The sequence below is a fragment of the Rhizobium tropici CIAT 899 genome (genome assembly GCF_000330885.1).
Lineage (GTDB): Bacteria > Pseudomonadota > Alphaproteobacteria > Rhizobiales > Rhizobiaceae > Rhizobium > Rhizobium tropici.
In genome coordinates, this window is the sequence record NC_020059.1 from 2,985,833 (window position 1) to 2,998,813 (window position 12,981).

The 12,981-nt window shown below is 60.5% G+C and carries 14 protein-coding genes; 7 read left to right on the forward strand and 7 right to left on the reverse strand.

Going from position 1 to position 12,981, the window contains the following annotated elements:
* The first annotated feature begins 68 nt into the window (after window positions 1–68).
* Window positions 69–2,006 (forward strand): elongation factor G, encoded by a 1,938-nt coding sequence (locus RTCIAT899_RS14710; protein WP_015341029.1) that lies wholly within the window; start codon window positions 69–71, stop codon window positions 2,004–2,006.
* Window positions 2,007–2,079: 73 nt separating this feature from the next.
* Here the strand turns inward: RTCIAT899_RS14710 and rpmE are convergent, their stop codons facing one another.
* The gene (gene rpmE / locus RTCIAT899_RS14715) at window positions 2,080–2,301 is read right to left on the reverse strand and encodes a 50S ribosomal protein L31 (protein ID WP_015341030.1); all 222 of its coding nucleotides are present in this window, start codon (window positions 2,299–2,301) and stop codon (window positions 2,080–2,082) included.
* A 174-nt stretch (window positions 2,302–2,475) separates the two neighbouring features.
* On the opposite strand from rpmE, the gene RTCIAT899_RS14720 reads away from it, so the two are divergent.
* From RTCIAT899_RS14720 to RTCIAT899_RS14735, 4 genes are all read left to right on the forward strand, one after another.
* Window positions 2,476–4,296, forward strand: a complete 1,821-nt coding sequence (locus RTCIAT899_RS14720) for an ABC transporter transmembrane domain-containing protein (RefSeq protein WP_376766883.1) — start codon at window positions 2,476–2,478, stop codon at window positions 4,294–4,296.
* A gap of 101 nt (window positions 4,297–4,397) precedes the next feature.
* A complete protein-coding gene (locus RTCIAT899_RS14725) occupies window positions 4,398–4,586 on the forward strand; it encodes a YegP family protein (RefSeq protein WP_015341032.1) in 189 nt (62 codons plus the stop codon).
* A 249-nt stretch (window positions 4,587–4,835) separates the two neighbouring features.
* Window positions 4,836–5,174: a YciI family protein gene (locus RTCIAT899_RS14730; protein WP_015341033.1), complete on the forward strand. Its 339-nt coding sequence runs from the start codon at window positions 4,836–4,838 to the stop codon at window positions 5,172–5,174.
* A gap of 5 nt (window positions 5,175–5,179) precedes the next feature.
* On the forward strand, window positions 5,180–6,427 hold the full coding sequence (locus RTCIAT899_RS14735) for an RNA polymerase sigma factor (RefSeq protein WP_015341034.1): 1,248 nt from the start codon (window positions 5,180–5,182) through the stop codon (window positions 6,425–6,427).
* 4 nt (window positions 6,428–6,431) lie between these two features.
* Here the strand turns inward: RTCIAT899_RS14735 and RTCIAT899_RS14740 are convergent, their stop codons facing one another.
* From RTCIAT899_RS14740 to RTCIAT899_RS14760, 5 genes are all read right to left on the reverse strand, one after another.
* Entirely contained in the window at window positions 6,432–7,463 is a 1,032-nt protein-coding gene (locus RTCIAT899_RS14740; RefSeq protein ID WP_015341035.1) for a peptidoglycan -binding protein, read from the reverse strand.
* Window positions 7,464–7,466: 3 nt separating this feature from the next.
* Window positions 7,467–8,510: a hypothetical protein gene (locus tag RTCIAT899_RS14745; RefSeq protein WP_041677656.1), complete on the reverse strand. Its 1,044-nt coding sequence runs from the start codon at window positions 8,508–8,510 to the stop codon at window positions 7,467–7,469.
* Window positions 8,511–8,645: 135 nt separating this feature from the next.
* On the reverse strand, window positions 8,646–9,446 hold the full coding sequence (locus RTCIAT899_RS14750; RefSeq protein WP_015341037.1) for an inositol monophosphatase family protein: 801 nt from the start codon (window positions 9,444–9,446) through the stop codon (window positions 8,646–8,648).
* A 201-nt stretch (window positions 9,447–9,647) separates the two neighbouring features.
* Window positions 9,648–10,868 carry a tetratricopeptide repeat protein gene (locus tag RTCIAT899_RS14755; RefSeq protein WP_015341038.1) on the reverse strand — a complete coding sequence of 407 codons (1,221 nt, stop codon included), beginning with the start codon at window positions 10,866–10,868 and terminating at the stop codon, window positions 9,648–9,650.
* Between the two features lie 9 nt (window positions 10,869–10,877).
* Entirely contained in the window at window positions 10,878–11,531 is a 654-nt protein-coding gene (locus RTCIAT899_RS14760; RefSeq protein ID WP_041677971.1) for a thiamine phosphate synthase, read from the reverse strand.
* A gap of 221 nt (window positions 11,532–11,752) precedes the next feature.
* On the opposite strand from RTCIAT899_RS14760, the gene RTCIAT899_RS14765 reads away from it, so the two are divergent.
* Entirely contained in the window at window positions 11,753–12,013 is a 261-nt protein-coding gene (locus RTCIAT899_RS14765) for an ArsR/SmtB family transcription factor (RefSeq protein ID WP_015341040.1), read from the forward strand.
* A 346-nt stretch (window positions 12,014–12,359) separates the two neighbouring features.
* On the opposite strand, the gene RTCIAT899_RS31965 is transcribed toward RTCIAT899_RS14765, so the two are convergent.
* The gene (locus RTCIAT899_RS31965; RefSeq protein ID WP_015341041.1) at window positions 12,360–12,533 is read right to left on the reverse strand and encodes a YdcH family protein; all 174 of its coding nucleotides are present in this window, start codon (window positions 12,531–12,533) and stop codon (window positions 12,360–12,362) included.
* A gap of 230 nt (window positions 12,534–12,763) precedes the next feature.
* Between RTCIAT899_RS31965 and RTCIAT899_RS14775 the strand changes: the two genes are divergently transcribed.
* Window positions 12,764–12,967, forward strand: coding sequence for a YdcH family protein (locus RTCIAT899_RS14775; protein WP_015341042.1), 204 nt, complete (start codon window positions 12,764–12,766; stop codon window positions 12,965–12,967).
* Window positions 12,968–12,981 lie beyond the last annotated feature (14 nt).

Sequence of the window (12,981 nt, forward strand, 5' to 3'; positions counted from 1 at the left end):
GAGGACCCCAATGCGCCGACTCACTTCTCACGAAAATCAAATCCGAAATTCTGAGAAGATGATGAACCATGCGCACATTGAATCTGGGCATCCTCGCCCATGTAGACGCGGGCAAGACTAGCCTCACAGAGCGACTCCTTTTTGATACCGGCATAATCGACAAGCTCGGCAGCGTTGACGCCGGCAGCACGCAGACAGATAGCCTCGAACTCGAAAGACAGCGCGGTATTACCATTGCCGCCGCGGTGGTCTCGTTCACCGTCGGTGACGTGACGGTGAACCTCATCGATACGCCGGGACATCCGGACTTCATTGCCGAGATCGAACGGGTGCTGCAGCTGCTCGATGCGGCAGTGGTCGTCGTTTCGGCAGTCGAGGGCGTGCAATCGCAGACCCGCGTGCTCGTCAGGGCATTGCGCCGCCTCAGAATCCCCTTCATCTTCTTCATCAACAAGGTCGACCGCCTCGGCGCGCGCTATGATGAGGTGCTTGAGGATATTGCGACGCAGCTGGCGGTTCGCTCCATTCCGATGTCGATCGTCCATGATGCCGGCAGCAGGCTCGCCACGGTGGAAACCGCCGATCTCGGAAGCGATCCGCATTTCTCGCGCATCTGCGAAGCCCTTTCAGTCAACGACGAGCTCTTCCTGAAAGATTATGTTCTGGCTCCCGAGCGCCTGACACGGCAGAGGCTGGAGCAAGCCCTTGTCGATCAGGTGGGGAAGTCTCTGATTCATCCGGCATTCGCCGGCGCGGCGACGCGGGGCCTCGGCATCCCTACCCTGATTTCGGCGATCCAGACTTTGCTGCCCGGCCGTCAGCCGAACCATGACGGTCCGGTTTCCGGGACGATCTTCAAGATCGAACGCGGATGGGGTGGCGAGAAGCTCGCCTATCTCTATCTGGCGTCTGGCACGGTCGGCCTTCGCGACGATATCGAAACCGCAAACGGCCCGGCAAAGATCAGCAGCCTCCAGCTCTTCCGGGATGGCAAGGCGGACAAGGTCGCGCAGATCAGCGCCGGACAGATCGCCAAGGTCGGCGGTCTTCCGAACGCCCGTATCGGCGATTGGATCGGCACCGAAAGCCGGCCAGGCACGCTTCGCCACTTCGCGCCGCCCACTTTGGAAACCCGCATCCGCCCGATGCGCCCTTCGGAAAATGCAGCGCTCTGGCTAGCTCTGGGGCAACTTGCAGAACAGGATCCGCTGATCAACCTGCGTACCAACGAGGAAACCGGCGAGATATACGTCTCACTCTATGGCGAAGTGCAGAAGGAGGTCATCCAGGCAACCCTCTCCACGGAATTCGGCCTGGATATAGCTTTTGAGGAAAGCACCGTCATCTATGTCGAAAGGCTGGCTGGAACGGGAGGCGCGGTTGAGCACATATTCAAGGAGCCCAATCCGTTTCTCGCAACAGTCGGCTTGCGCGTCGAGCCGCGGCCGGAAGGCAGCGGAAACAGCTTTGCTCTGGAGGTGGATGTCGGCCAGATGCCTGCAAGCTTCTACCGGGCAGCCGAGGAAGCCACGTTCGAAACGCTGAGGGAAGGTCTTGTCGGCTGGCAGATCATCGACTGCCACGTCGTCATGACGGCGGCGCGGCAGAGTTCACCGGCGAGCACGGCGGTGGATTTCCGCAAGCTGACGCCATTGGTGCTTGCATCAGCGCTCTCATCGGCACAAACGATCCTCTGCGAACCAATCGAGCATTTTCACGTCGAGATACCGGCAACGGCTTTGGCTGGTGTGCACAGCCTGCTCGCAAAATCCGGCGCATCGATGAGAAAATCGCTGATCGACGAGGGACTGGCCCGGCTGGAAGGCACGGTGGCATCATCGATGATCCAGACGCTCCAAAGACAATTGCCGGGATTGTCGGGCGGAGCCGGAGTCCTCGAGCACGCCTTCGATCACTATGCGCCACTATCAGGCCCGCACCGTGTGCGGGAGCGCGCAGCCGTAAATCCGTTCGACCGCGCCGATTACCTGCGGCGTGTGCGATGAGGGACGCGGTCCGTATCAACGCAAAAAAGCCCGGCAAAACCGGGCTCTTTTCAAGCGGCAAATCGCAATGCGATTAGATGCCGAGACCGCCGAAGCGCTTGTTGAACTTCGAAACACGGCCGGCACGGTCCATCAGCTGCTGGTTGCCGCCGGTCCAAGCCGGATGGGACTTGGAGTCGATTTCGAGGTTCATGACAGCGCCTTCAGAACCCCAGGTCGAGCGGGTTTCATATTCGGTACCGTCGGTCATGACTACCTTGATGGTGTGATAGTCGGGATGAATGTTGGCCTTCATAACAATCTTCCTGTCATGCCAGGGTCCATTTGTCGCAAGGCATTGCGGCAACCGAACCGATTGAATAAATGAAGCCGCAGTCCGTTAAAGGCCACGGCTTCCAATTAAGATGGCGTGCCTATACATGAAGGCAGCGGCGATAACAAGGGGCGAAACGCCGAGTCCCTTGCTGATATGGGGATTGGAGACGACTTGTCAGAAACTGGCCAGGCTGAGGAAAAGAAAAACCGTTCAATCCGTCCTCTCGGACGACTGACGCCATACCTCAGGCGATATCGAGGCATGGTGGCCGGGGCAATCATATCGCTCGTCATAGCTGCCGTTACCTCGCTTGCTTTGCCAGTCGCCGTCCGCCGCATGATCGATCACGGCTTCGATCAAGTCGACCGCGGTCTGATCGACAGTTATTTCGTCGCGATCATGATCATGGCCCTGCTGCTCGCGGCTGCGAGTGCGCTGCGCTATTATTTCGTCATCTCCATCGGCGAGCGCATCGTCTCCGACATGCGCCGCGAGGTCTTCGACCACGTCACGCGGCTGTCGCCCTCCTTCTTCGATGTCAATCAGTCCGGCGAGATCGTCTCGCGGCTGACGGCCGATACCACGCAGATCAAGTCCGCCGTCGGCGCCACGGCCTCGGTCGCGCTGCGCAACCTGATCCTCTGTCTTGGCGCCGTGATCATGATGATCGTTACCAGCCCGAAGCTCTCCAGCATCGTCCTGATCGCGATCCCGATCATCGTCCTGCCGCTGGTCAGTTTCGGTCGCTCCGTGCGCAAGCGCTCGCGGGCCGCACAGGAGACGTTGGCGCAGGCATCGGCCTATGCCAACGAGACCATCGCGGCCAACCGCACCATTCAGGCCTATAATGGCGAAGACGCCGCCGCGCAGCGCTATGGCAGCGCCGTCGAGGATGCCTATCAGGCGGCACGCGCCGCGATCAAATCCCGCTCGCTGCTGACGGGCTTCGCCATTGCCATGGTCTTCGGCAGCATCGTCGCCGTCCTTTGGGTCGGTGCGCAGAATGTTCTCGCCGGCACGATGTCGGCCGGCACGCTCGGTCAGTTCCTCCTCTATTCCGTCATCGCCGGCTCCTCGCTGGGCTCGCTGTCGGAGGTCTGGGGCGAGCTCTCCCAGGCCGCGGGTGCTGCCGATCGCCTGGGCGAGCTCCTTGCAGAAGTCTCACCCATCGCCGCCCCGGCCAATCCCCTGCCCTTGCCACAGCCGCCGCAGGGTCGCGTGGAATTTTCCGACGTCCATTTCTCTTATCCGGCACGACCGAACAGATCGGCACTGCATGGGCTCTCCTTCTCCGTGAAGCCGGGGGAGACGGTCGCAATCGTCGGCGCATCGGGTGCAGGCAAGAGCACCATCTTTTCGCTGCTGCTGCGCTTCTACGATCCGCAGAAGGGCCGCGTTGCCCTGGATGGTGTCGATGCGCGCGACGTGCTGCCGGATGCCTTGCGTGAGCGCGTCGCCATCGTTCCTCAGGACACGACGATCTTTGCCGCCTCCATTCATGACAATATCGCCTTCGGCCGCCCGGGCGCCTCGCGCGACGAAGTGCGCGCCGCCGCGATTGCCGCGCAGGCGGACGAGTTCATTTCCCGCCTCGAAATGGGCTATGATACGCAGGTCGGCGAACGCGGCGTCACCCTTTCGGGCGGCCAGCGCCAGCGCGTCGCCATTGCCCGTGCCATCCTGAAGAACGCGCCTATCCTGCTGCTCGATGAAGCGACCTCCGCGCTCGATGCCGAAAGCGAGACGCTCGTTCAAAAGGCGCTGGAGGGCTTGATGGAAGCACGCACGACCCTCGTCATCGCCCACCGCCTGGCGACGGTGCTCAAGGCCGACCGCATTCTGGTGCTGGATCAGGGCCGCATCGTCGAGGAAGGTACGCACCAGAGCCTGATCCGCCACGGCGGCATCTACGCCAAGCTCGCGCGCCTGCAATTCGATGCCGGCATCGAGGACCACATGCTCGTCGCGAAATAGCGGGCAAGTCGTCTCGAATACAACCTTGTGGAAATAGTTTCAAAGTTGAGCTAGATTTTCGGCGTTATCCCGCGCTGACGCGATTCTAGGAGACGTGCACCATGTATAAATTTGAAGTCTACAAGGACAAGGCCGGCGAGTTTCGCTTCCGCTTCAAGGCCTCGAACGGCGAAACCATGTTCGGTTCGGAAGGCTATAAGGCGAAGGCCTCGGCCCTGCATGCCATCGAATCGATCAAGGCTCACGTTGGCGGCGCCGTCATCGACGACCAGACCACCGCCACCGCATAATTCTCGCGTCACGCACTCGCTGCAAAGCCATTAACGGCCGGCTGCCCTTTGGGCATGCCGGTCGTTTTGATTTTTCTGAGGCGAATTTCAAGAAATCTTTTCGCGAGTGTCGAATTCACTCAGGCCCGCGGCTCATTATGTCGAAGCGGCAGGAAGCCGTTTTGCCAGCGGTGTTGTATATTCCGGCATTCAGCTTTCCGGGGAGCACCGTCCGGCCGTCATCAAAACTGCAAATGGGAGACCCATCTCATGCAATATGCTTTGATCATTCGAGAAGCACCTGAGGATTTCAAACGCCGCGAAGATCCGACCTACAAGAACGGCTGGATCGCCTACACACAGGCGCTTATCCAGGCCGGCATCATGACGGGCGGCGCGGGATTGACGGCGCCGGAGACGGCAACGGTTGTCCGTCGCCAGGGCGAGGACCATGAAGTAAAGGACGGTCCATTCCCTGACGGTAAGGAGCAGCTTGGCGGCTTCTACCTGATCGATGTGCCGGATCTCGATGCCGCGCTGGAATGGGCGCTGCGCGTACCGATCTCCCAGCAAGGTTCGGTCGAGATACGGCCGCGATTGCAGATGTAGCCATCATGGCGTTGGATGCCGGACGCGCCGCCGAGCAAACGGCGCGTCAATCCTACGGCAAGCTGATCGCCTTCCTCGCCGCACGCTTCCGCGACGTGCCGGCGGCCGAGGATGCTTTGTCGGATGCGATCGCGGCAGCGTTGAGTACGTGGCCGGAACGCGGCATCCCCGACAATCCGGAAGCCTGGCTGCTGGTTGCCGCCAAGCGTAACCTCCTTCGCCGTGTCAGGCACGAGAACGTCAGGGCCGGAGCGCGGGACAGGATCATGATGGCCTTCGAAGAAGCGGAGGAACGCATGAATGCCGACAATTCCACCTTTCCGGATGAGCGCCTGAAGCTCCTCTTCGTCTGCGCCCATCCGGCTCTGGATCGCTCGGCTCACACCCCGCTGATGCTGCAATCCGTGCTGGCCGTCGATGCCGCGACCATAGCCAAGGCCTTCCTCGTTTCGCCGCAAGCCATGAGCCAGCGGCTGGTACGGGCAAAAATCAAGATCCGCGACGCACATATTCCCTTCATCGTTCCGGAGCGGCCCGCACTGCCGGACCGATTGGAAAGCGTGCTCTCGGCGATATATGCCGCCTATGGCCTTGGCTGGGACGGTGTCGACGGAGAGATCGGCAAGCAAAGATCTTTAGCGGATGAAGCCATCTGGCTCGGCCGCACGCTGCTTGCGACCCTGCCCGAGGAACCGGAAGCCGCCGGCTTGTTGTCGCTGATGCTCTACAGCCAATCCCGTCACAAAGCGCGGCGCGACGCGAATGGGCGATATGTCCCTCTCGGCCAGCAGGACATGGCCCTTTGGAACGTCGAAATGATCGCGGAAGCCGACAATCTATTACGAAAGGCGGGTGCATTCGGGCGCTTCGGCCCGTTCCAGTGTCAGGCTGCGATCCAGTCCGTGCATGCCGACCGGCGACGCTCGGGCGTCACTGACTGGGCAGCTCTGGCCAAGCTTTATCAGGCGCTCGTTATGATGAAACCGACCGTCGGCGCCCGCGTCAGCTATGCCGCGGTGACGGGCAAAGTGGAAGGTCCTGCTGCGGGGTTGGCTCTCCTTGACCGGATAGCCGAGCGCGAAATCGTCAACTATCAGCCTTATTGGGCCGTGCGCGCCCACCTGCTGACCGAAGCCGGAGATGAGGAAGGCGCTTCCCACGCATACCGCACCGCGATCGGCCTCAGTGACAGCGAAGCCGTGCGGCAATTCCTGCAGGCACGCCTCGATAGCATCGCATCGCCGGAGCGATGAGCGATTACTTCTCCGTCAGCTTCAGCTCGATGCGGCGGTTGGTGGCGCGAGCATCCGGCGTATCGCCCGGTGCGATCGGCTGGAATTCGCCGAAGCCGGCAGCGACAAGCCTGTCGGCGGGCACACCCTGCGAGATCAGGAACTTGACGACCGCGATGGCGCGCGCCGACGACAGCGCCCAGTTGTCCGGGTAACGCCCATTGCCCGAAAGCGGCACATTGTCCGTGTGCCCGTCGACGCGTAGCACCCAGTTGATCTCGGGCGGGATTTCCTTGGCGAGGTCGACGAGAGCTGTGGCAAGCTTCGTCATCTCCGCCTGGCCCGCCGGATTGAGATCGGCAGCGCCGGACGGGAAAAGCACTTCGGACTGGAACACGAAGCGGTCGCCGACGATGCGGATATTATCCCGATCCGAAAGGATTTCGCGCAGGCGGCCGAAGAAGTCGGAACGATAGCGGTTCAGCTCCTGTACGCGCTGTGCCAGCGCCACGTTCAGCCGCCGGCCGAGATCGGCAATCTTCACCTGCGATGACTGATCCTTGGCTTCCGATGCCTGAAGGGCAGCTTCGATAGCGGCGATCTGGCTGCGCAGGGCGGCAATCTGCTGATTGAGGAGATCGACCTGGCTCATCGCCCGTGCGCTCACCTGCTTCTGATCGTCAAGCTCCTGCGAAAGCGATCCGGCCCGCTTTTCCGCAGCCTGGCTGCTGCCGGAGCCTGCTGCGAGAAGGTCTTGCAGCCGCGAACGCTCAGTCTCGGCCGAGGACAGCGATGCCTGAAGATTGGCGACAGCATCCTCCAGATCCTGTTTGCCGCTTTTTTCCAGCGCCAGCTGCTGCACCAGATCGTTGATGCGGCTGTTGAGGCGATTGAGCACTTCGTCGCGCCCGGAAATTTCGCGGCTGAGAATGAATTGGCCAACGACGAATACAGTCAGCAGGAACATGATCGCCATGAGCAGCGTGGACAGCGCGTCGACGAAGCCGGGCCAATAGTCGACGCTTCTCTGGTGGCGTCGGTTGCGGGCGAGCGCCATGGCTTACTTGCTCCCGGTCTTCTCGGTATGGCTGATCCGGTCGGCGAGGCGGTCGAGCGTGCGGCGCATCGATTTCGCCTCTTCCTGCTGGGCCTCGATCCAGTCGCGCAGCATCTGCTGTTCGTTACGCATGTTCTTGACCAGGCCCTGAATGCCTTCGGCGAGGTTCGCCATCGCAGTCACCGAGCGTTGACCACCGCCCTCCTCGGCGATCTTGCGCAGATAGTCGGAAAGCGCACGTACATCCTCCGAGGAGGCGCCGGCGGCATTTTCGATGACGGGCGTGATATCGGAACCGACATCCGTGACCGAGGAAAGCCAGTTCTCGAGTTCGGTGTAGAAACGGTTCTGAGCACGGCCGGCCTGGAGATCGAGGAAGCCGAGGATCAGTGAGCCGGAAAGGCCGAGCAGCGAGGAGGAGAAGGCCGTGCCCATACCCACAAGCGGGCCGGAAAGACCTGATTTCAAAGCGCTCAGAATGTCACCTGAGTCGCCGGTGCCCGCGTCGAGGCCCTGGATGACGTCATTGATCGAGCCGATCGTGCCGATCAGACCCCAGAATGTGCCGAGCAGGCCGAGAAAGACGAGGAGGCCGATAAGATAGCGCGAAGTGTCCCGCGATTCGTCGAGGCGCGTGGCGATCGAGTCGAGGATCGAGCGCAGCGTCGCCGTGGAAAGCTGCATCGCACGGCGATTGCCGAGCAGCGCCCGCATCGGCGCCAGCAGCCGCGGGTTGCGGCCGACCTTGTCCGCATTGCCGACTGCGCGGAAGTGATTGAACCAGCGAACCTCGGGTCTCAGCATCAGCACATGGTTGAATACCAGCAGGATGCCGACGACCAGTACACCGACGATCAGGCCGTTGAGGCCGGGATTGTGCAGGAACGCGACCTGGGCCTGACGGAAAAGGATAGCCACGATAAAGCCGACGATGACGAGGAAAAGCACCATCGTCCAGAAGAAGGCCATCGGGCTCGAGAGCTTATAGGCGTAGCTGCCCGACACATTGTCGGTCGATCCCAGATCCGCCAATTTCACATTTTCCATTGCACGCTCCGCCACCGCATTTTCCGCAGGCGGAGACTAGAGCAACATTGTGCCGAATTGAAGAGACGGAAAGCACAAAACAGCCCGTTGGGAACAGACTGTTTTGTCCCTCTAAAAGGCGAATGGAGAAATGGCTTACTTCGTCGGGACCGGCCGCTTGACGACTTCGGCAAGCGCCTTCTGGATATGCTCGTTGCCGCAAATGATCGATTTCGTTGCGAACATCTCGGTACCGCCATGGAAATCCGATACGAAGCCGCCGGCTTCGCGGATCAGCAGAATGCCGGCTGCGATGTCCCAGGAAGACAGGCCGGTTTCCCAGAAGCCGTCGAAGCGGCCCGCTGCCACATAGGCAAGATCGAGCGATGCGGAACCGAGACGGCGGACACCGGCGACCTCGCCCATGACATGGCGCAGCTCGACGAGGAACTTGCCGTGATTGCCGCGGCCGAGATGCGGAACGCCGCAGCCGATGACGCTGTCCGACAGTACGCGGCGCGAAGCAACGCGCAGGCGGCGGTCATTGAGGAATGCGCCACCACCGCGCTCGGTCGTATAGAGTTCGTCGGTGGCCGGATTGAAGATGACGCCGGCAACGATCTCGTCGTTGCGCTCAAGCGCGATCGAGACCGCAAACAGCGGAATGCCGTGCAGGAAATTGGTGGTGCCGTCGAGCGGATCGACGATCCAGCGATGGGCGCCATCCGTGCCCTTGACCTCTTCGCCTTCCTCGCCGAGGAAACCGTAGGTCGGGCGTGCCTTCAACAGCTCGTCGCGGATGATCTTCTGCGCCTTCAGGTCCGCCTGGCTGACGAAATCGCCCGGTCCCTTCACCGAAACCTGCAGGTTCTGCACTTCGCCGAAATCGCGGCTGAGCGACTTTCCTGCCTTGAGGGCAGCCTGAACCATGACATTGAGAAGAGCAGAACGGGCCATCGGGGTTCCTTGGATAATGCAGAAAGCGCTGACCGGGCCCGAAAGCAGGCACCGACGGAGCAGGAGCGTCAGCGGAAATAAAGATTGGCGGCCTCAAGACCATAAAATCGCGGGAATTTCAAGTGGTGAGGCTATGGCAGACGCAAACTGACCTCAGATCAGCTCCGCCGAGGCTCAATCCGACACCTTTATTATCGCGTATTATCGCGCGCGCCGATACTTGTTGGCTGCGTCGATGGCCGCCTTCTGCTGGTAGTCCTCGATCCCTTGATAGAAATCCTCAAGCTCGGGGTCTTTCAGGCCGGCACGACGCGAAATGACATACCAAGTGGCGGCGGCCACCGGATCCTGCTTCGTGCCGATGGCGTTGATATAAAGATGCGCCAGCTTGTTTTGCGCAACGACGTTGCCGCGATAGGCTGCGACCCGCATCCAGTTGAAGCCGTTTTCGAGATCCTGCGCGCCGCCGGTGCCGTTGATCAGCCAGATGCCCATGTCGAGCTGTGCAGTGTCGAAGCCGGCATTGGCGGCACGCGACAGCCACTCGCGTGCGCGCGCCTTCTTTTCCGGTGGCAGATCGGGAAGGTTCAGATACAGCTGCGAAACGGCATACTGCGCGTCGGCAATGCCCTGCTGCGCAGACTTTTCATAATAGGGAAGCGCCATCTGCAGACCCTTCGGGCCTGGATTTTCGGCCGTCAGCATCTGGGCGACATTGAATTCCGCCGAAGGCTGCCCCGCATCGGCCGCCTTCTTCATCCATTCATCGGCCTTCTTCTGATCGCGGGGTACTTCGCGGCCCTCCATCAGGATCAGCGCGTATTTGAACATCGCCGTGGGATCACCGCCCTCGGCCGCCTTGCTGTACCAGAAGGCGGCGTCCTTCGTATCGCGCTTGACGCCCAGGCCCTGTGCCATCAGCTCCGCGATCAAGGTCTGTGCGGCCGGATCGCCGAGCTGCGCCCGCGGCAATGCTTTCTGGAAGGCGGTCAGGTAGTAGCCGCGTTGGAAGGCACCATAGGCATCATCCACCTTGCCGGTGAAAGGCTTTTCCGGCGGCAGGTCCGGCAAGTTTGCCCCCATGCGCTCGAAAACGCCAACGCCCTGGGACGGCTTGATGTCGCTGTCAGCTTTCGGCTCCGCGCCCGGCTGAATCTTTTCGGTCTTGAAGGTGCCGGCATCGGCGCCCAGGGGCCGGGTCATGACATTATCGTTGTGCTGCGGCGCATCCGGCACGGTTGTGTCGTCATCGGATTGCGCATTGTCTTCTGGCCGCGGCCCCTTCTCCGCCGGCTGCGAAACACCCGGTAGGGACGTATTGTCATTGCCGGATTGCGCCTGAGCCAACAACGGAAATGCCGCAAGCCCGGCTGCAAGCACGGCAAGGAAGGATCGATGGCGGAATCGAGGCGCTGACAACATGGACCGCTATCAATCCTCAAACCGTGGCGCTTTTTCGTCCAGAAGCGCATTCACTTCCGCGACGATCGAGGGGGCAGCTGCAGGATCGGCAAAGACCGCCTTGTGCAGCGCCACGAACTCGGCGCCGGTGAGCGCCACCTCCAGCGCCGACTTCGGATCGGTGCCGCCCATGACGATGCAGGGGATTTCGATCATCGAAGCCCACCATTCGCCAAGCGCCAGATTTTTCGGATGCGCCTCCGGCTTGATGTCGCCATCGAGCTTGCCGAAGAAGATATAGTCCGGTCTGAGCTCGCCGACCTCCAATGCGCTATGCCTGTCGGCCGCGCTGCCGCCGCCGACGATCAGCTTCGGCACGAATTTTTCGACGGCTTCGGTAAGCTCGGTGATATTGCCGGCAATATGCAGCCCGTCGGCCTTGGCACGGCCCGCCACGCGACTGTCACCGGCAATCAGCGCTGCCGCTCCTGCGGCCTGAATGACCGGCACGAGCTTTTCCGCATGTTTCTGGAAGGTACTGTCATCGAGACCATATTGAGGAATGATCACCGAAGCGACATCCCCACCCCGCAAGGCATCGGCCACTGCCGTCGCCCGCTGCTCGATATCGGCAATGTCGGGAACGATGAGTACGAGGCGGCAACGATCTTTGGGCACGGTCATGCGAGCTTCCATGGTTTCGGCCTCCATCGTCAGCGATGGCGCACCGGTTCGATAATCGTGAGTAAATCCGTTAGCTCTCTCTGACAAGGGGCAGCGGCCGAAACGGCAGTTCGCGATGAAGGACATCGGGCACGCCACCTCCGCGAGCGGCCATTCGCACAATATATCATGCAGCGCACAATTAACTTGCCGCCCTTGGGTGTTTGACGTAGCTTTCCGCCATGTCGACCATGGATCCATTCGCAGCCATCGCGGACCCGAACCGGCGTCATCTGCTGGAGGAATTGCGCCGCGCACCCAAGACGGTCAACGAACTGGCGCAGGGCCTGCCGATCAGCCGCCCGGCGGTTTCGCAGCATCTCAAGGCGCTGCTCGACAGCAACCTCGTTTCCGTCACCAATGAAGGCACGAAGCGCATTTATGCGGTCAACAGCCGCGGTTTCGACAAGCTGAACCTATGGCTGGATCAGTTCTGGTCCTGAAACGGCTTTTCCGCTTTCATTATACTTGGAAATTTGCGGAATTTGGTAGCTGATAGCGTCAGTCATGACGACGCGAAGGCGGCTCTTCGAGTTAAGCCCGCGATCGAAACGACATGACCTCCGGACGAGCGAGTGCCGCGACCACAACGAGCCGAGAGTCGCCAATGACGGCATTTGTTGCATAGGATGGGGAAAATTGCGCCAACCCCTACCTTCGACACTACGAAGCTGGCGCATCCGTTAGACGGAAATGCTCATCGATCCTGACTGGGAATTTGCCTCAAGACCTTTCGATCTGCCTCTCTTGCCCCAAGATCGATGGCTTTTTGAACTTTGGAACGTTGCCTCAGTGAACGGAGGAACGCAGACGCTGGATTTCGTCCTTGACGCGCAGTTTCCTGCGTTTGATGTCGGCTATTTCCGTATCATTGCTAGAGGGAGATGAGATTGCCGCATGCAGCGCCTCCTCGAGCGCGACATGTTTCTTTTCGAGCGATTCAAGATGTGCTTGAACAGTCATATGACCCTTCCTTCCTCTGAAGAGCCCTGACCATCCATTCGCCAAGGCTCTAGGTGTCAACCTTCTCACTGTGCCATAAGATCGAGCCTTTGTCGAAGGCGAAAACGTGGCCTATAGGCGGCAAATTCGTGAAGAAGGATAACTTCCCGTTATCGTCATTTGGTGATAGGAGCTTGCGGAATTCAGGAGGCGGAACGAATGCGATTCCGCGATATGCTGGGGAAATGAACATGGCCGATCAGGAACAGGCGGAAATCAGGCTGATCGTGGCGCGGCTGCGCCAGGAACACGAGGATTATGATGCCGCAATCAATGCCATGATCGAGACGGGCTGCGATGCCCTTCGTATCCAGCGCATGAAAAAGAAGAAGCTCGTCATCAAGGACAAGCTGACCAAGCTGGAAGACCAGATCATCCCCGACATCATCGCCTGAGGAGCACAACGCAA